This window comes from Arthrobacter sp. TmtSoilC51 (assembly GCF_055388015.1).
This window is the reverse complement of record NZ_AP035877.1, coordinates 2654691-2672963: the sequence shown is the minus strand read 5'-3', so window position 1 is coordinate 2672963 and position 18273 is coordinate 2654691. Positions and strand designations below refer to the sequence as shown.

Annotated in this window: 13 protein-coding genes; 6 read left to right on the top strand and 7 right to left on the bottom strand. The window is 60.8% G+C overall.

The window, feature by feature from the left end; translation table 11 throughout:
- Window positions 1–51: 51 nt before the first annotated feature.
- Window positions 52–1437: an MBL fold metallo-hydrolase RNA specificity domain-containing protein gene (locus tag ACZ5G6_RS12160; RefSeq protein WP_498685784.1), complete on the top strand. Its 1386-nt coding sequence runs from the start codon at window positions 52–54 to the stop codon at window positions 1435–1437.
- 160 nt (window positions 1438–1597) lie between these two features.
- Entirely contained in the window at window positions 1598–2461 is an 864-nt protein-coding gene (locus ACZ5G6_RS12155) for a universal stress protein (protein WP_223932685.1), read from the top strand.
- Window positions 2462–2570: 109 nt separating this feature from the next.
- On the opposite strand, the gene ACZ5G6_RS12150 is transcribed toward ACZ5G6_RS12155, so the two are convergent.
- From ACZ5G6_RS12150 to ACZ5G6_RS12135, 4 genes are all read right to left on the bottom strand, one after another.
- Window positions 2571–3410: a universal stress protein gene (locus ACZ5G6_RS12150; RefSeq protein WP_498685783.1), complete on the bottom strand. Its 840-nt coding sequence runs from the start codon at window positions 3408–3410 to the stop codon at window positions 2571–2573.
- A 41-nt stretch (window positions 3411–3451) separates the two neighbouring features.
- Window positions 3452–3895: a pyridoxamine 5'-phosphate oxidase family protein gene (locus tag ACZ5G6_RS12145; RefSeq protein ID WP_223932683.1), complete on the bottom strand. Its 444-nt coding sequence runs from the start codon at window positions 3893–3895 to the stop codon at window positions 3452–3454.
- A 101-nt stretch (window positions 3896–3996) separates the two neighbouring features.
- A complete protein-coding gene (locus tag ACZ5G6_RS12140) occupies window positions 3997–4467 on the bottom strand; it encodes a universal stress protein (protein ID WP_223932682.1) in 471 nt (156 codons plus the stop codon).
- Window positions 4468–4554: 87 nt separating this feature from the next.
- Window positions 4555–5868, bottom strand: a complete 1314-nt coding sequence (locus tag ACZ5G6_RS12135; RefSeq protein ID WP_223932681.1) for a sensor histidine kinase — start codon at window positions 5866–5868, stop codon at window positions 4555–4557.
- 308 nt (window positions 5869–6176) lie between these two features.
- On the opposite strand from ACZ5G6_RS12135, the gene ACZ5G6_RS12130 reads away from it, so the two are divergent.
- The 4 genes from ACZ5G6_RS12130 (at window position 6177) to ACZ5G6_RS12115 (ending at window position 11460) form a co-directional block, all read left to right on the top strand.
- Window positions 6177–7178 carry an ANTAR domain-containing protein gene (locus ACZ5G6_RS12130; protein ID WP_498685782.1) on the top strand — a complete coding sequence of 334 codons (1002 nt, stop codon included), beginning with the start codon at window positions 6177–6179 and terminating at the stop codon, window positions 7176–7178.
- Window positions 7179–7388: 210 nt separating this feature from the next.
- The gene (locus ACZ5G6_RS12125) at window positions 7389–9794 is read left to right on the top strand and encodes an HAD-IC family P-type ATPase (RefSeq protein WP_498685781.1); all 2406 of its coding nucleotides are present in this window, start codon (window positions 7389–7391) and stop codon (window positions 9792–9794) included.
- Window positions 9795–9863: 69 nt separating this feature from the next.
- Window positions 9864–10865, top strand: coding sequence for a zinc-dependent alcohol dehydrogenase family protein (locus ACZ5G6_RS12120; RefSeq protein WP_498685780.1), 1002 nt, complete (start codon window positions 9864–9866; stop codon window positions 10863–10865).
- Between the two features lie 172 nt (window positions 10866–11037).
- On the top strand, window positions 11038–11460 hold the full coding sequence (locus ACZ5G6_RS12115) for an Hsp20/alpha crystallin family protein (RefSeq protein WP_498685779.1): 423 nt from the start codon (window positions 11038–11040) through the stop codon (window positions 11458–11460).
- Between the two features lie 90 nt (window positions 11461–11550).
- On the opposite strand, the gene ACZ5G6_RS12110 is transcribed toward ACZ5G6_RS12115, so the two are convergent.
- From ACZ5G6_RS12110 to ppsA, 3 genes are read right to left on the bottom strand one after another with little or no spacing between them, the layout of a single operon-like run.
- Window positions 11551–12579, bottom strand: a complete 1029-nt coding sequence (locus tag ACZ5G6_RS12110; RefSeq protein WP_498685778.1) for a 6-phosphofructokinase — start codon at window positions 12577–12579, stop codon at window positions 11551–11553.
- A complete protein-coding gene (locus ACZ5G6_RS12105) occupies window positions 12576–15749 on the bottom strand; it encodes an HAD-IA family hydrolase (protein ID WP_498685777.1) in 3174 nt (1057 codons plus the stop codon). Before ACZ5G6_RS12105 ends, ACZ5G6_RS12110 begins: the two co-directional genes overlap by 4 nt.
- Window positions 15746–18169: a phosphoenolpyruvate synthase gene (gene ppsA, locus ACZ5G6_RS12100; protein ID WP_498685776.1), complete on the bottom strand. Its 2424-nt coding sequence runs from the start codon at window positions 18167–18169 to the stop codon at window positions 15746–15748. The genes ACZ5G6_RS12105 and ppsA overlap by 4 nt, the downstream gene beginning before the upstream one ends.
- Window positions 18170–18273: the final 104 nt, after the last annotated feature.

Here is an 18273-nt window from a genome sequence, read left to right as displayed (position 1 = left end):
CTTCCCCGAATCCCCCTGCAAAAAACTGCCGGCCAACGTTGATAGGTCCCCATGCATAACAAGCACGTCCCCAGACTCCGCTTTCTCGGCGCAACGGATACGGTCACAGGTTCGCGGTATCTCCTTGAATTCCAAGGCTCGCGGGTACTCGTTGACTGCGGGCTCTTCCAAGGTTATAAGCGGCTTCGGGAACGCAATCGCAGGCCCTTCCCGGTTACGCCTTCCTCCATTGACGCCATACTTCTGACCCATGCCCATTTGGACCACACGGGTTACGTCCCGGTCTTGGTCCGGGATGGTTTTCGCGGGCCCGTCTACGCGACGCATGGAACCAACCAGCTTTGCAAACTGCTGCTGCCTGACAGCGGCCATCTGCAGGAAGAGGAAGCCCGCTACGCAAGCCAAACGGGCTCCTCAGTCCACGTGCCTGCCCTTCCGCTCTACACCGCCGCGGACGCCGTCACATCACTTAACAGCTTCAGGCCAGTGCATTTCGATGCCACCGTCGACCTAGGCCACGGAGTTGAGGCCACTTTTGTCCCGGCAGGCCACATCCTGGGGGCGGCCCAAATCCATGTCCGAGTGGGCGGGCACTCCGTCCATTTCACTGGTGACCTGGGCAGGACGGACGATCCCTTCATGTACCCGCCGCGCGAACTTGGTGCTGTTGACATCCTGGTCACCGAGTCCACGTACGGCAACCGTGCACATCCCTTGGGCAGCTCTGAAAATGAACTCGGAGAAGTAGTCAACCGTGTCATCAAACGTGGAGGGGTAATCCTCATCGCGGCGTTCGCAGTGGGACGTGCCGAAACATTGATGCTGCAGTTGGCCCGTCTTCGCCGTAATGGACGCATCCCGGACGTACCGGTTTACCTCAACAGTCCCATGGCCATCGACGCCTCTTACATGTACCAGCAGCATCCGGAGGAGCATCGCTTGCGTCCTGAGGAATTCAAAAACATGTACCAGCTCGCCACCATGACCAGAAGCGCGGATGACTCAAAGCTCCTCAACCTCCGTGGGGGGCCGATGATCATCATCTCAGCCAGCGGAATGTTGACCGGCGGGAGGATCCTGCACCACATAGAGGCGTATGGCTCCGATCCAAAGAACGCCCTGGTGCTGAGTGGTTACCAAGCCGCCGGAACCCGCGGTGCGGCGCTTGCGGGCGGTGCACGTGAGCTCAGGGTCTATGGACACGACGTTCCGATACGCGCCGAAGTGATCCAACTCGAGGGTTTCAGTGCACATGCCGACGCCGACGCCATCATCCGGTGGATGCGTTCGGCTCCGCAGGCGCCAAGGATGACCTACGTCACGCACGGTGAACCGGAAGCCTCAGACGCGTTGCGTCTTCGAATCAAGCGTGAATTGGGTTGGAAAGCACGGGTTCCGGAATATCTGGAGGCCATCTCAGTCGAGGCGCCGGAATAGCCGGGGGCCAACCCGGGACAGGAGAGGCCCCAGTGTCCGCCCGGACTGGGCCTAGTAGGACTTCCGGCCCTAACTCCCAGGAAAAGGAAGGCAGAAACTGGACTCACAAAGCCCCGGCCTCACCCTTCCGGGGAAACATCCAAGAAGAACGGGACCAGCCATGAAGGAAGCAATTGTCGTTGGTGTCAGCGACTCCCCCAGTAGCGACGCTGCCACGCGGTGGGCCATGCAGAGGGCGGCCGCCCTGAAATTGCCGGTCCAGCTTGTTCACGCAGTGGATGACCGCTGGGCATATGACGCCGTTGGGTACAACGAATGGATCCGGGAATCCGGTGACAAATTCCTTGTAACGGCCAAGGACCGGGCCAGCAAACTTGAGCCGACTGTCGAAATAAGCACCGATTTGGTGTCAGGAGGGGCCGGATACGCGCTGCGTAAGAAGTCAAAGAAGGCCTCGATGGTGGTTATCGGGTCCGGGCACAGCTGGGTTGGGGGGTCCCTCACTGACCGTGCGCTGCAGGTTGCCGCCGTGGCCCACTGCCCCGTGGCAGTTATAGGAGAGCACGATCTGGCGAACCGGCACGGCGTCCTCGTCGGCGTGGACGGCTCGGAAGAGTCCACGCAAGCCGTTGCGTTTGCCGCAGCCGAGGCAGATCGGGAAGGGCAGGAACTTACCGTGCTCCACGCCTTCCGGCTGCCCGAGCCGGTGGTTAGCCGCGGCATGCCCCCAGGAAACTTCTCAGAAATCGTCGCCGAGGAAGAACGCGTGGTGTTGGCCGAAACGGTTGCAGGACTTGCCGACACCTACCCAGACCTCATTGTGCATCAGGTTCTGGAGACCCACATGGGACCGGCCGAGGCACTTATCGCCGCCGCCGCTACTGCACGCTTGCTGGTTGTCGGCAGCAAGGGGCATGGCGGTTTCAAGCGTCTTCTGTTGGGATCCACGGCACACTCAGTTCTCAGCAAGCTGCCGTGCCCGACCATCATCACCCGCGTCCATACGGTGAAGCACTCCGAGTAGCCTGAGCGCTGTAGCTTGAACGGGCCCTGGATCCAAACGTTCCGGGGCCCTTCAGGTGTTCGGGGGACCTTCAGGTTCAGGATCCTTCGCTGCCACGACCAGCCTTCTGTTATGGCTTGGTGTGCCTGACGACAATCACCGGGCAGCCGGCGTGGTGGAGCACGGCATGGGCAGTCGAACCAATACTGCCTTTAACGAGGCCGAGACCGGAACTCCCCACAACGACAACCTGTGCATCACTTGCCGCGCTCAAGAGTGTTCCTGCGACGGATGTTCCAGTCAGCAGGACATCCGCCACCTCCAGCCCAGGCGACGTGTTGCGTACGGTACGTAATGCGGAGTCGAGCATTTCCCGGGCGCCAGGGCCCTCAGCCGGGTCATGGCCGTCGTGCTTTCTGCGAACGTGCACAACCCTTAGGCTCGCTTGGGCTTGGGATGCGAAGGACGCTGCATACCTGAGCGTCGCCTCCCAGTCTTCCCCGTCGATTCCGACAACGACGGGTCCGCCGGGACGCTCCACGGGCCCGATGACGGCCACGGGACAGGCCGCCGTGGCGGCCAGCTCGAGGCTGACCGATCCAACCAGCAGGCCCAGGAATCCGCCAATGCCGCGCGTACCCACAACCAGGAGGGAAGCGTGTGAGGCCAATTTGCGCAGGTTCTCTGCCGGCCAGCCATACACCAGGCTTGTTGTGACCTCAACGTCAGCCGACACCTCATGAACGCGGGCTACTCCTTCGGAAACGACCGACTCGGCGGCGTGGCGCAGGCCGCTTTCGGCGATTCCAGGCACAGGTTCCAGGTTGTGGGTTATAACTGGCCAGAGCGAGCAATGCACCACTTGCAGCGGGCATTTTCTCTTGTTGGCCAGCCGGGCAGCCCACTGCACGGCCCTGTCTGCCTCGTGTGAACCGTCGTAGCCAACGACGATCAGCTCGTTGTCATTCATGGTCGATTCCTCGTTCCGCCACGCATGGCCCATGGGTGCTGTCAGGCCAAGTAGACGTGCCGGCCTGTCATCTCGACGACCTGAATACGGACGAAGAGGTCACGTCCACCGCCTGCCCAAGGCTCGGCCATGGCCTTGCCCCAGAGCTCGGTCAACAGCTCAGGCTCTACGACATGGGAAGACGGACCACTGGCGAGCACAGACCAGCCTTCACTCCTGTCCATCCGGAAGTCGTCAACCTGGAACGATACCTGCATCCGTGCAAATGGCTCGCCGATAAGCCCTTCGGCAGCTGTACGAAAGTAGATATTTTTCCTGTGGATCAAGTGGTTAACAGGAAGGATCATCACCCTCCCGTGATGCACGAATCCAACCCTGCCGGTAGTCTGCGAACGGAGCAATTCCCAGCACTGGTCTTTGCTTAGGTCTTCGCTGACATGCCGTGCTCCATCGATCCGGCCAGGCTCAGTGTTTGGCAGTGTCATCTTCATCTCCTCCATTGGGCGGGTGCGTTCACCCGTCGTCTACTGCGAGCCTAGGAAGCCCTGGGCATCGGGACGTAGGGCCAAAAGACCCCGGAACACTTCTACTGGATCCTGCCGTTGTCCGCCGTCGAATCCCTCTCAGGCTCATGCACAACGAGAACCGGACAATGGGCGTGTGCGACGCATGCTGAGCTGACCGATCCCACCAGCAGCCCACCGAACCCACCATGTCCGCGCCGTCCAACAACGATCAGATCCGCGTCGCGGCTTGCCTCGATCAGCCCCTGCCGGGGATGACTGCGGACCAGGCGGGAAACGACGTTGTCCGGAATGGCAGGACCGAATGCTTTTTCCACGGATTGCTTGAGGATCTCCCCCGCGGCTTCCTCGAAGCCGGTGATTCCCATGGCTACGTAGCCGTCATAAACACGGGGATACTCCCAGAACGCCGTCGCAACCACCTCAGAGCCCAAGGGCAAAGCCAGGCGTTGGGCTTCCCTGAGGGCAGCGATTGATGCATCCGAGCCGTCGACTCCTACGATGATGGAGCCTGCGGAACCTGAACTGTTCATAACCGTCCTCCCACCGAGCAAAGCATTTGTCCTGCCAGATTGCCGTGAAAGACCGACGGCGACCAGAGTCTTAGGTCACAACGCCACTTACGGGGCGTCCTTGGATTCGTCCGAGCGGAGTTGCTCAATGGTCTGCCGGAGCGTTCGGATGGTGTAGTCCAGTTCCGACGTCACGTCCTCCATACGCTCCAGCGCTGCAGGATCCTCCATAAAGCGCCGAAGGTTCTGAATCCCCAGTCCAGCGGCAAAGAGGCGTTGGATCACGAGGTCGTGCAGATCCCGGGCGATTCGTTCGCGGTCCGTCAGCAGGAGTGCTTGCTCGCGAAGTGCGCTGACCCGCGCAAGGTCCAGGGCGAGACCGACCCTGCTGCCAAACAAGGCGCTCGATTCGACGTCTGAGCGCGTGTAAAGGGGGCCACCTACAGCACGCGCCAGCAGCAGGACTCCGTTCCCAGTCCCGCGGTGTCCCAGGGCGGAGACCAGTACGGTTCCCAGCTTTTCCGACACGCTGGCCCCGAACACCGTCGCCGCGTCCCGCACCAGCTCGGATTCTCCCGTTTCCAGCACCGATGCCACGACGTCAGTGCCTGGAAGTTCCTGGCCCGAGTACAACCCCTGCACCCCGACGGCCGAGCGGCAGCGCAGTACTCCACCAGGGGTCGGTACGGCAACGACCCCCAGAATGGAGTCAGAGGCCCGCAGGGCAGCTTCAGCAACGCGGTCAAGGTTGCCGGAGCCACCGTCGGACTGATTGGCAATCAGGCGCCCGCCCAGCTCCATTCCGGCTTCCAACCACCGCTGCCGGCGACGACTCTCATCGAAAAGGCGGGCATTCTGGATGGCAACACCGGCTGCCGCTGCAAGAGCGATGGCAAGTTCCTGGTCGGCCGCGTTGAAGTCCTGGCCATTGCTCTTTTCCGTGAGATACAAATTGCCAAAAACGACGTCCCTGACCCGGATCGGAACGCCAAGGAAGGTCTTCATGGGCGGGTGGTTTTCAGGGAATCCCACGGCCATTGGATGATGGCGCAGGTCGTGGAGCCGCAGAGGCGTCGGCTCCCGGATGAGATGCCCCAATACCCCATGGCCAGTCGGGAGATCGCCAATGGATCTGATGCCGTCATCGTCGATACCTACTGTGATGAAGTGGCTGAGACGCTGGTCTTCGCCGATCACCCCCAGCGCTCCGTATTTTGCGTCCAGCAGCACGCAGGCTGATTTGACGACGCGATCAAGGACGGCTTCCAGGCTAAGATCCTCGGCAATTGACACGACTGCCGCGAGCAAACCGTTCATCTGTTCCTGGGCGTGCAGCAATTCGTCTGCACGCTCCACGAATTCGCGGAGAAGCGTGTCCACACGCCCTTTCGCCGGGGAGCTCAAGGTATGTTCATCGCCCATGGGTGCCGGACTCCCTTACGTCGGTCCAGGAGTGTCTTTTGGTTGAGTCTAGGGGAATTCGCGGAATACAGACATACGTCCCGGCAACTTCCGGAGTGAGCCCTTGGACAAGGCCATTCTTCCGCCGATGTCGGGACACTTTCTCTGCGCATTGGGCCGCGGTAGCCTAAGAAGGTCGCATAACTTGACTCACCGATCCGCTATTAGGGGCGACAGCAAACATTCCGTTTGCGCCGGAAAAGGGGGCTGGCGCCGACAATCCAGGCCGGGATGTCCGTTACCGGCCGGATATCTGAAAGCTGGCCATCATGCCGGGGCATTTTGAGATTTTCACTGATCATCGTTTTCAACTTCGTTACCGGCTTATCGCGGCAGGCGGAGAAATCCTGCTCGAGTCGGGACCCTACGCCGAAAAACGCGCCATCGCCGCGGCAATTGCGGACGTCCGCGAATGCGTCGAGCACGGGCTCATAGAGGACCGCAGCGCCAATGCCAGATCAACTACCCCTTCACATCATGCCCAATACCCGGAAGTGAGGTACGGCCAGGCACTTGGCGGGCAGGTAATGACCCTCAATAAACCTCCAGTAACAGCGGAGGCTACCAGTGCGGCACAGCCCGTACTGGACCTGCAGGAAGAGGACATTGGCGAACTCCTCGGCCAGCTTGTCCGTCAGGCCGATGCTGTCATCGCTCGCCGCCCTGGGGTTGAGTGCGGCATTACGCTGCGCCGACCAAGCGGATCCCTTACAAGCGCGTGCACTGGCGCATTGGCCACAACCCTGGTTGATCTGCAGAACAGATTCCACGAAGGGCCGGCACTGGGGGCAATCGCCGACTCGCACACGGTGGTCCTTGGGGACCTCGCCCAGGATGGGCGCTGGCCCCGGTTCAGCCGAACCGCTTTGGCCCAGGGGATCAGATCAGCCGTTTCCGTACCGCTGTGGGCCGAAGATCAGGGAAATGCGGTGCTCAGCGTATGCGCCAACCGTACGGCTGCGTTCTCGGAGGATGAGATTAGCGCAATGGAAAGGTTCGCACTGGATGCCGCCAGGCGCCTTCGCCCAGCCCTACGGATTGCCGACTTGGCTGAAACACTCCAGAATCTCTATGCGGCCATCGCCAACAGAACACCAATTGACCTCGCTGTTGGCATTGTCATGGCGCAGAACCAATGCAACCAAACCGCCGCTGTGGGCCTGCTCCGCCGTGCATCAACCTCACGCAACGTCAAAATGCGGGACCTCGCGCAGTCCATTATTGCTGCCGTCCCGGGGCAGGACGCCGTTTCCGTTCACTTCGAACCCTAGACGAGCCGGGCTCCTTACCATTCGGGGCAGCAACGGTGTTCGTCCACAAAGAATCACAGGCTACCTGGGACAAGTTGAAAACCGCCGCCCTGTGACTTTCGACCCTATGCCAGCCAAACCGTGTCCGGAACCCTTGTACTTCACTGGACAGCGTGGAGGAACCATGCATCGTACGAGGTATGCCAACCACTGCAGTGAGGTTTGCCGACAGTGACCAATCCGTACGGTCCGCCGGCGGGCCTTTCTGCTCAAGAAGTCTCACAGCGGGTCCGCGACGGGATGGTCAATGTCACGCCCATACCAACCAGCCGAAGCTTGCCGGCTATTATCCGTGCCAACGTCCTTACGCTTTTCAACGGCATCGTCCTGTCGGGTTTTTCGCTGTTGCTCTTCCTCGGTCAGTGGCAGGACGCGTTGTTCGGGTTGGCGGCCATTGGGAACGCCCTTATTGGCGTGATCCAGGAATACCGCGCCAAGCGATCACTCGATCGCCTGACCATCATCCACGCGGCGACGGCCCGCGTCGTCCGCGATGGACATGACCACGAGATTCCCGCAACCGGACTGGTGATGGATGACTTGCTGCTGCTTGGTGCCGGCGATCAATTGCCAGCGGACGCGGTTGTCACCGGGGAGGGTTCCCTGGACGTGGACGAGTCATTGCTGACAGGCGAGTCGGCACCTGTCCCCAAGCACAGTGGGGACGTGCTGTTGGCTGGGTCCTTGATTTTTGCCGGTGCCGGCGCGGCCCAGGTCATCAGGGTTGGCCAGGAAACATTTGCCAACCGGCTGACCGCTGATGTCAAGCGCTTTTCCCTTGTGACGTCCGAAATACGAGGGGGAATCGACAAGGTGCTGGGGGTCCTGGCCTGGATCGTCCTGCCCGTGACGTTGCTGGTGCTGAATTCGCAGTTTGTCCGGCAGGACGGCTGGGCGGCAGCAGTGGCTTCCGGGGCGTGGAAGCAGAACGCTGTTTCCACCGTGGCAAGTACCATAGCCATGATTCCCCTCGGCCTGGTGCTCCTGACCAGCGTAGCTTTCGCCGTTGGAGCCGTTCGCCTGGCACGGCAGAAAGTCCTCGTCCAGGAGCTGGCAGCTGTCGAAGTGCTCGCCCGTGTGGACGTCCTGTGCTTGGACAAGACAGGAACGCTCACGGATGGACAGATGGCCTTCGACGCCGTCCACCACCTCCGGGACGACGTTCAGGATGGCTGGAGCGAGGCCTTGGAATGGTTCGGTGCCAACCAACCGGCCAACGCCACCTCGCGGTCCGTCGGGGACGCCTTTCCACTGAAATGGGAGCCTCACGCCTTGGCTTCAGTGCCTTTCGATTCAGCGCGCAAGTGGAGCTCGGTGACGCTCGGCAATCTCCAGGGCGGCTCCTGCACATGGGTACTCGGTGCCCCGGAAGTGGTCCTGGCGGGAGGCTCTTCTGGCTGCAGATCTGCGCGGGAGCGGGCGCAACGGCTGATAGCGTCAGGTTTCCGGACCATGGCGTTGTCCCGCTCCAGCCTGGCCACTGATGGGTCCGAAGTTCCCTTGCCCCCTGATTGTGAACCGGTATTGCTACTGACATTCCGTGAAAGTATCAGGCGGGACGCGCCCCGGACGTTGGCATACTTCCGTGAGGAGGGAGTGGCCATAAAGATCCTTTCCGGCGATGATCCCCGCACGGTTGGCCTGCTGGCCGGCAAGCTGGGCTTGGAAGACACGAATGCAATTGACGCCGGCACATTGCCTGAAGATCCCGCCATGTTGGAACGGCTTGTGGAAGGGCACTCGGTGTTCGGACGCGTCTCCCCGAAACAAAAGAAGGAGCTGGTGCTCGCACTGCAGCGTCGGGGCCACACAATTGCGATGACCGGAGACGGAGTCAATGACACTTTGGCGCTCAAAGTGGCAGACCTGGGCATCGCGATGGACTCCGCAGCTCCGGCAACCAAGGCTGTTGCGCGCATCGTCTTGCTCGATGGCCAATTCAGCAGGCTTCCTGCCGTGGTGGCAGAAGGACGGAGGGTCATCAACAATATGGAGCGGGTTTCCATGTTGTTTCTCAGCAAGACGGCGTATGCGGTTGTTATCTCCCTGTTCTGCGGGACGCTGCTGCTGCCTTTTCCCTTCCTGCCACGCCAACTGTCCGCGGTGGATGGACTGACCATCGGGCTGCCCGCATTCTTTCTGGCTTTGCTCCCCAATTCTCAAGGCTATGCCCGCGGATTCCTGCGCCGCTCGCTGTCCTTCGCGATACCCGCTGGGTTGGCCACGGCAGTCGGGATTACCGTGCTCAATTACTACATCGAGGCCACCGGCGGCTTCAGCGTCGACCAGGCCCGCTCCGCATCGACCCTGGCGCTGGCACTCATTGGTTCGTGGATCCTGGCAGTTATCGCGCGTCCGCTCGATGCACGGAAGACGGCTGTCATAGCGGCGATGTATATCGGCACAGTGACTGTCTTCACTTTCCCGCTGCTGAGTGACTTCTTCCGGCTCGACTGGCCCCCGGGGGATCTATTGCCGGTGACGATCGGAGTCGCGGTGGCGTCCAGCGCCGCCGTCGAGATCGCGGGGCGACTCCGCAGGAAAGTGCCCCCCAGCCCCAATAACCGGATCCTGTGACCTTTGGCTCTGGTTTGGGTCCCTGCGGCCTGCAAACCTCGTGGCAATGAATCGCGGAAGGATTTGGCAATGCATGCATGGTGGGTAGAAAATCCTGGACCGATGCCGACTCGGCCCTTGGTGCAGGGGAAACGGGAAGATCCCCGGCCGAAAGCCGGGGAATTGCTGATCCGGGTGAGTGTTTGCGGTGTATGCCGGACAGACCTGCACTTGGCTGAAGGTGATTTGCAGCCGCGCAGCGCCAATGTGGTTCCGGGCCACGAGGCCGTTGGAACTGTGCTCGAAACCGGCTCGAATGAAAGTAGGTTCGCGCCGGGCGACCGCGTGGGCGTGGCATGGCTCGGTGGCACCTGCGGAACGTGCACCTTCTGCCGACGGGGCAAGGAAAACCTGTGCTTGACACCAACTTTCACCGGATGGGACCGCGACGGCGGATTCGCGGAACTCATGACGGCCCAGGAGGATTTTGCCTACGCTGTCCCGGCCAGCTTCACGGACGAACACGCCGCTCCGCTCCTCTGCTCGGGAATCATCGGCTATCGCGCACTGAAAAGGTCTTCCCTACCGCCGGGAGGGCGCCTGGGCATCTACGGCTTCGGGGGCTCTGCACACCTCACGGCGCAGATTGCGATGCATCAGGGTGCCTCGGTTTACGTCATGACGCGTTCAGCTGAAGCCCGGGCGCTGGCCCGCACCCTTGGCGCCGAGTACGTGGGCGGCGCCTCGGACGTTCCTCCGGTCAAACTCGATTCAGCCATTCTTTTCGCACCGGCAGGAGAACTGGTGCCCTACGCGTTGAGGTCGCTGGACCGCGGCGGAACCCTGGCGATTGCCGGCATACACCTGTCGGACATTCCATCACTCAAGTACACCGACGACCTGTTCTACGAACGTCAGGTCCGGAGCGTAACCGCGAACACACGCACGGACGGGGAGGAACTCTTGGCCCTCGCGGCGGACATGGCATTGACACCGACCACAACGTCGTACGACTTCGAGCGGGCAGACCAGGCCCTGGACGATCTGGCTAACGACCGCATCACCGGAGCGGCCGTGCTCCGCGTCCATTGACCACGCGAACCCTGACAACCGGTTGGCTGTGTTTACGGAGGACTTTCGACTCTGGATGCCCGTTCCCGGCTGAACAAGGCTATAAGTGCGGGGGGACCAGTCCCCACGTTGATTGGATCAGGTTGATTCGACCAGATTGATTGGACCAGATTGATTGGACAAGGAGGAAGACATGACGGACTTGATGAAATGGTTTGACTCGCGTCGCTCGCCTATTGAGCTGATCGAGAGGCTCTTCGATGGAGACACCGGCACGGGCGCGATCAGGGTTGAGGAAGTGGTTGAAGGCAACACCTTGGTAGTCCGGGCAGAGCTCCCCGGTATCGATCCCGAAAAGGACGCCGCAATCACTGTCTCTGATGGCGCATTGACGATAAAGGCCGAAAGGCAGGAGAAGAAGGAGCAAAAGGACAAGGACAGCTATCGCTCAGAGTTCCGGTACGGGTCGTTCTTCCGGCGCGTCCCCCTGCCGGATGGTGTGAAGGAAAGCGATGTGACGGCGTCGTACAAAGACGGGGTCCTTGAGGTACGGGCTCCCATCCCGGAGCAGGTGCCAGCAACCTCCACTTCAAGAATCCCCATCACCAGGGAGTAGTCGTTTGGCCCGGTCTGGCCGGGCCAAGCCTTTGTCCAGGGCCCTGCTGCTCCTGTGCCCTGCTGTGGGGCGGGCGGGGGTACCCTTTCCTTAACCGAAGAGCTCCTCAGCTTCCAAATACAGGGATTCCGGCACTGTTTTGATGGTTTCCAGGGCTTCGTCCAGGCCCACGGTAATAATGTCCGTTCCCCGCAGGGACACCATGGTCCCCCATTCTGCCGCTGCCGCTGCCCGGACGGCGGCCATCCCCAACCGCGTTGCCAGTACCCGATCAAAAGCAGTGGGCTCGCCACCGCGTTGAATATGGCCAAGAACGGTTGCCCGGGTCTCGATTCCCGTAAGGTCCTGCAGTTGCTGTTCCAACAGCATCGAGATACCTCCGAGGCGGGGGCGGCCGAATGTGTCCAGTCCACGCGGCGAGTACGGAGCGTCCTGGCCCGCAGGCACAAACGCCTCGGCGACAACCACCAGGGGCGCACGGCCGCGGTCATTTGCCGAATTGACCCATGCCGCAACTTGGTTCAAAGTCACTCGATGCTCGGGAATCAAAATGGCGTGTGCACCTGTGGCGATTCCCGCATGCAGCGCGATCCAACCGGTGTTGCGTCCCATCACCTCAGCAATCATGCACCGATGATGCGACTCACCCGTAGTCCGTAGCCGGTCGATCGCTTCCGTGGCGGTCTGTACTGCGGTATCGAACCCAAAAGTGAAGTCGGTAGCGCCCAGGTCATTGTCGATGGTTTTCGGCACCCCGATGACCTTGATCCCCGTATCCGACAGGATCCTGGCAGCAGCGAGCGTGCCCTCTCCCCCTATCGCAATCAAGCCATCCAGGCCGTGGCGGCGCAACGAGTCGGATACAGGTGCGGGGCCGCCGTCCTCCTTCAAAGGATTGGTCCGTGACGTGCCCAGGATTGTTCCACCGAGCCGGGAGATTCCCCGAACGGCCCGACGAGGCAAAGGGAGGACGTCATCGTCCAAGACGCCTCGCCAGCCGTCGCGAAATCCAATGAATTCGTACCCGTGCGTCAGGGCTCCGCCCAGCACCGCCCCTCTGATGACAGCGTTCAAGCCCGGGCAGTCGCCACCGCTTGTCAGGATGCCCAGTCGCTTCATCGATGTTCGCTTTGGCGCGTTGGTTGCATCCGGAAGCTTCGGGTGTCTCCACATGCGAGCATCACGGTTTGCCCGTGGACCTTGACCCTGACCGGTTGGGCGCCGCCGGCGGCAGAGGAAATTCGGATGCGTCCATCTTTAAGTTGGATGTCCATCAAGTGTCCCCGATAGGTCACATGGAAGGAGACCGCTCGAAGGCCGTGGGGCATGTTCGGCGTAAACGACAACCCCGTCCGGTCCAGCCGCAGGCCAGCGAAGCTTCTTTGGACGACATCGATGGTTCCCGCCATCGCTCCCAGATGTATTCCCGCCTTTGTGGTGCCGTGCTGTGTGTCATCAAGGTCAGCGTCAAGGGCTTCCCTGAAACTGTCCCATGCCCGTTCCGGGTCCAACGCAGCCAATACTGAGGCGTGCGCCACCCTGCTCAAGGTGGAACCATGGGCCGTCCGGGCCAGATAGTACTCAATCGTTCGATCCAATTGTCCCTGCTGCAAGGCGTAGCCCAGACGCTTCAGAAACGAAATAAGCCCTTGGCGTCCCAAGAGGTAGGGCAGCATGAGGACGTCTGCCTGTTTGGCCAGCTTGTATCTGTTGACGTCGTCGCCCTCTGCTTCGAGAATGAGGTCCAGCCGCTCAATGTTGTCGTACTGTTGGCGGTACTTGTCCCAGTCCAGTTCCTCCAATTGGTCATAGCCGGCAAATTGGCTAATGATTCCATCGTTGGTGAAGGGCACAAACATGGCACGGGACACGTGGCTCCAACGGTCAACTTCCTGTTCAGTAATGCCCAGGCGTTCCAGGAGGTCGGCCAGCTCATGACCCGAGAAAGTTTCGGGAATCCCGGCCGCACAGGCGCAGACCCAGGCAGCCATGACGTTCGTGTACGCGTTGTCATCGAGACCTGGGTTCCCGTATCCAGGTAACTGCGTGTGATACTCGTCCGGTCCCATTACGCCGCGGATGTGGTAACGGTGGTCACCGGTATCGTAGTTGGCGACAGCGGCAAAATAGCGGGCAACTTCCACCACCAACTGTGCCCCCTTCCGGGCAAGCCATGCCAGGTCGTTGGTGGCTTCAAAGTACTGCCACGCATTAAAGGCAACAGCAAGCCCCACATGCCTTTGAAGGTGGGAGTGGTCCGGCACCCAACGTCCGGACATCGCGTTGTATAGCCACCGCGGAGTTTCTTCAGTTCCGTCGCTCCCGCTCTGCCACGGAAACCTGGCACCGGGAAGACCGCCGCTGGCCGCGGCCTGCCGCGCCGCAGGGAGCCGCCGCCAACGATAGTCCAACAATGCCCGGGCAACGTCAGGTGTCCTTGAGGTGAGAACGGGAAGTACGAACAGCTCGTCCCAGAAAACGTGGCCACGGTACCCTTCCCCATGCAACCCCCGTGCGGGAACGCCAACATCGAGCTCAGTCGTATGCTGCGTCAGCGTTTGCAGCAAGTGGAACAGGTGCAGGTTCAAGACAAGCTGTACCTGTGCCGGAGCGTCCAATTCCACCTTGAACGGACGGACGGTCCGCTGCCATGCAGACTCATGGGCCCGTAGGAGTTTGTCAAAATCGGTGCCGGCCCTTGCCAGGCATGCGGCGGCCGCTGTGCCAGCCGACGAAATGGGGCGGTCCCGGGACGTCGCAACGGCCACGATCCTCGTCACCATGACTGCTGCCCGATCAGAACAATGGGCTTCGAAAGTCCGGAAGTGGAACGCCCCTTTGCTCCCGGGGGTCCCCTTGGTGCCGGCGACATCAACATGAAGGCCCACGCCAATCCGAACCTGGCTTTGGCTGGTTTCCGCTTCAACCATCAGGGTGTTTCCTTGACCGCGGCCCGCGCCGTCAAAGGTTGTCCGGTCGATCAAGTGTTTCTGGCCCGTCAAAGGTGGTTCCGGAAGGTTTGCGTTGCGTATGCCGGCATTGACACCCACACGGATTCCGATCAAACCACTCCAACCAACGGGCATAATGCGGGTCTTGATGGCGAGCACGTGAGGATCTGCCATGGAGACGAGTCGCGTCTCACTGACTTCCAAACGCCGCCCGTCGGGTGACTCCAGGACGAGCCTCCGCTTAAGGACTGCCTTGTCCATTTGAAGTGTTCTCCGTTCATGGACAACCCGCAGCCCGTCACGGGACCACCATGGACTGCCTTCCAGCCGCAAGTCCATCGGGAGGCAATCGGGACCGTTGACCATGTGTTCTTCGATGGCTGTCTCTTGACCAAGTCCGGCGGAGACACGATTGAATACCCCGGCCAGATACATACCGGCATACCGTGTGCTCCGGTTGGATTCGGCCACGGCGCCGCGGACGCCCATATATCCGTTGCCAAGTGTTGTGAGTGCCTCACGATGCCCTTCGTGGTCCGGATCGGTGCCTTCGAAAATCAGCTGCCAGGGGTCACCCATGACCAGCCCAAGATCAAGTTCGCTGACGTCATTGAGCACGACACTTGCTCCGGCGGCCTCGAGTTGGTTCCGGCTTCCCCTGCGATCGATCCCCACTACCAGGCCGAACCCGCCGCGATGGGCAGACTGCACCCCTGCAACAGAGTCTTCTATGACCACCGCGCGCTTTGGCGGGACGCTCAACCGCCGGGCTGCTTCCAGGAAGACATCGGGCGCAGGTTTGCCGGGAAGGCCCATCGCAGCGGCTGCCGTCCCATCAAGGACTACGGCGAAGGTATCTTCCATGCCGGCCGCCGTGAGTACTGGAGTGGCATTTCTGCTTGAGGTCACCACCGCCGCTGGAACCCCCGCTGCCCTCAACCCCGCCAGGAACTGGACTGTTCCCGGATAGGTTTGGACGCCGTCGTTCCTTAGGCGCGCCAGATAGGCCTTGTTTTTCAGTGCACCCAACCCGAATGCGGTCCATGCACCTGTGTGGTCGCTTGGAAGTCCAAGCGGGATGCGAACACCCCGGGATGCCAGGAGATCCATCAAGCCTTGTTCCCTTGGCTTTCCGTCCAGGAGTGTGAAGTAGTCGTCCGGCGTGAAGGCCCGGTGGTCGGCGTCCGGCGGAAAGCGGGCATCACGAACGATCGCATCGTAGGCGTCTTTCCAAGCCCCTTGATGGACACTTGCCGTGCTGGTCACTACCCCATCCAAATCAAGAATGACAGCGTCATAAGGAGGCCTGGCCGCAGCAGCGGTGGGTGATCCCTTCATATGGCCCTGTCCTGGGCCGGGCGCTGTTCGGCGGCTGCTATCACCGGCAAAGTGCGGAGGAAGGTATCCGGGTTCAATGAGATTGAGTCAATGCCCTCACGAACCAGGAACCCGGCGAAGTCCGGATGGTTACTTGGTCCCTGGCCGCAGAGGCCGATCTTGATGCCCGCATCGTGGGCTTCCCTGATGACTTGGGAAATCATTGTGGTGACGGCGGGATCCCGTTCATCGAAAAGGCCGGCCAACTGTTCCGAATCACGGTCCACACCCAGAACCAACTGGGTAAGGTCATTCGATCCCACTGAAAAGCCATCAAAAAATTGCGCGAACCTTTCTGCCAGGACGACGTTCGAAGGCACCTCGCACATCATGTATATCTTGAGCCCGTTTCTCCCCCGCACCAGTCCGTTGTCAGCCATGACAGCCATGACCGTCTCCGCTTCGTGGATTGTGCGGCAAAAAGGGACCATGACGATGACATTGGTAAAACCAATATCGTCACGGACGCGCTTCAAGGCCCTGCACTCCAGCTCGAAACCTTCCTTGTACTCGTTGCTGTAGTACCTGGAAGCGCCACGGAAGCCCAACATGGGGTTTTCTTCGGGACGCTCAAAGTATTGGCCTCCCATGAGGTGGGCATATTCGTTGCTTTTGAAATCGCTAAGCCGGACTACCACGGGCTTGGGATGGAACGGGGCCGCAATCTTCGCAATTCCAGTGGCCAGAACCGAAACGAAATATTCCTCAGGAGTTTCATAATCGACAGTCAGGTCACGGATCGACGCGGCCTCGGCAGCGTCGGTGACCCGCTCCGGATGCACCAAGGCCATCGGATGGACCCGGATCAAATTGTTAATGATGAATTCCATTCTGGCCAAACCCACGCCAGCTGCCGGCAGCCGCCACCAGCGAAACGCTGCCGACGGGCTGGCGACATTGATCATCACTTCTGTCCGGGTGGCAGGAAGCGTTCCCACATCCACTTCTTCGACGTCAAACTCCAGCAAGCCCTCATAAACCCGGCCTTGCTCACCTTCAGCGCACGACACCGTCACTTGCGAGCCAGGTTTGAGGACTGCCGTCGCGTCACCGGTTCCAACAATTGCGGGGACTCCGAGTTCCCTGCTGACGATGGCAGCGTGGCTGGTGGGGCCACCGTGATCCGTGACAATGCCAGCCGCACACTTCATGACAGGGACCCAATCGGGATCCGTCATCTGTGTGACCAGAATAGAGCCGTCCACGAACGATTCGATATCCCCCGCATCCCGGATGACGCAGACCGGGCCCTGGGTGATCGAGTCGCCTACCGCAGCACCGGTTGCCAGTATCTTGCCAGGGCGCCGCAGGTGGTGCATTCGGAAACTGGACGCCGATCGTTGGGCCTGCACAGTTTCCGGACGCGCCTGGACCATGAACAGCTCGCCGGTGATGCCGTCCTTGGCCCATTCCATATCCATGGGACGGCCGTAGTGCTCTTCCACGGCAACAGCCCACCGCGCCAGCTGCAGTACCTCCGGATCCGTCAGAACCAACGATCGCTGCTCCCGCTCGCTCGTGTCTACGAGCCGGGTCCTGGCGGTACCACCCTGGTTGTAGACCATCTTCCGTTCCTTGGCTCCGACATCCCTTTGGATCACTGGTGCCAGCGCCGGGTCGCCCAGGAGCGGCTTAAACACCTGGTACTTGTCAGGGTTGATGGTTCCTTGAACAACCGTCTCCCCCAGACCCCAGGCTGCGCTGATCAGGACGCTCCGTGGAAAACCGGACTCTGTGTCAATGGAGAACATGACCCCGGACGCCCCGACGTCGGAGCGGACCATTCGCTGCACGCCTACGGAAAGCGCTACGTCGAGGTGCCCAAAGCCCTTGATCTCCCTGTAGCTGATGGCCCGATCAGTGAACAGGGAGGCGTAGCACTGCTTGCATGCCTGAAGGACGCCACGCTCCCCGGAAATGTTGAGATAGGTTTCCTGCTGGCCGGCAAAGCTCGCATCCGGCAAATCCTCTGCCGTGGCGCTGCTCCGAACGGCCACCGCGAGTTTTTCCTGCCCTGCGCGTTCGCACAGCATGCTGTAACTCTGCTGAACGCTTCGGGCGAAGTCCGGCGGGAATTCGGCTGACAGGAATGCTTCCCTGATAGCGCTTCCCGCCTGTCGCAAGGATGAGCGCCCGGAACGGTAACCGTCCAAAGAGTCACTGATCACCGATTCCAGGCCATTCGCGGAAAGGAAATGGCGGTAGGCGTCAGCAGTGGTGGCAAATCCATCAGGTACCTTCACTCCCGCCGATCGAAGGGACCTCGTCAGCTCACCTAATGAGGCGTTCTTGCCCCCGACGGAGGGGATGTCCTGGATGCCTGAATCTTCAAACCACAAGACGTGGGCGCTGTTCAACGAAGCTTCACGTACTGAATCCATGCCTTGATTCTGGACGCCGGGCTACTGCATGGGGAGGGTCTTTGGTCCTCTGGCCCGCTGTGACTTTTGGCCCTGTTTCGCCACCTGACAGCCGCCCATGCTGG

Coding starts and splice junctions, on each gene's coding strand:
- ACZ5G6_RS12160 (WP_498685784.1), top strand. CDS start 52: ATGCATAACAAGCACGTCCCCAGACTCCGCTTTCTCGGCGCAACGGAT.
- ACZ5G6_RS12155 (WP_223932685.1), top strand. CDS start 1,598: ATGAAGGAAGCAATTGTCGTTGGTGTCAGCGACTCCCCCAGTAGCGAC.
- ACZ5G6_RS12150 (WP_498685783.1), bottom strand. CDS start 3,410: ATGAATGACAACGAGCTGATCGTCGTTGGCTACGACGGTTCACACGAG.
- ACZ5G6_RS12145 (WP_223932683.1), bottom strand. CDS start 3,895: ATGACACTGCCAAACACTGAGCCTGGCCGGATCGATGGAGCACGGCAT.
- ACZ5G6_RS12140 (WP_223932682.1), bottom strand. CDS start 4,467: ATGAACAGTTCAGGTTCCGCAGGCTCCATCATCGTAGGAGTCGACGGC.
- ACZ5G6_RS12135 (WP_223932681.1), bottom strand. CDS start 5,868: ATGGGCGATGAACATACCTTGAGCTCCCCGGCGAAAGGGCGTGTGGAC.
- ACZ5G6_RS12130 (WP_498685782.1), top strand. CDS start 6,177: ATGCCGGGGCATTTTGAGATTTTCACTGATCATCGTTTTCAACTTCGT.
- ACZ5G6_RS12120 (WP_498685780.1), top strand. CDS start 9,864: ATGCATGCATGGTGGGTAGAAAATCCTGGACCGATGCCGACTCGGCCC.
- ACZ5G6_RS12115 (WP_498685779.1), top strand. CDS start 11,038: ATGACGGACTTGATGAAATGGTTTGACTCGCGTCGCTCGCCTATTGAG.
- ACZ5G6_RS12110 (WP_498685778.1), bottom strand. CDS start 12,579: ATGAAGCGACTGGGCATCCTGACAAGCGGTGGCGACTGCCCGGGCTTG.
- ACZ5G6_RS12105 (WP_498685777.1), bottom strand. CDS start 15,749: ATGAAGGGATCACCCACCGCTGCTGCGGCCAGGCCTCCTTATGACGCT.
- ppsA (WP_498685776.1), bottom strand. CDS start 18,169: ATGGATTCAGTACGTGAAGCTTCGTTGAACAGCGCCCACGTCTTGTGG.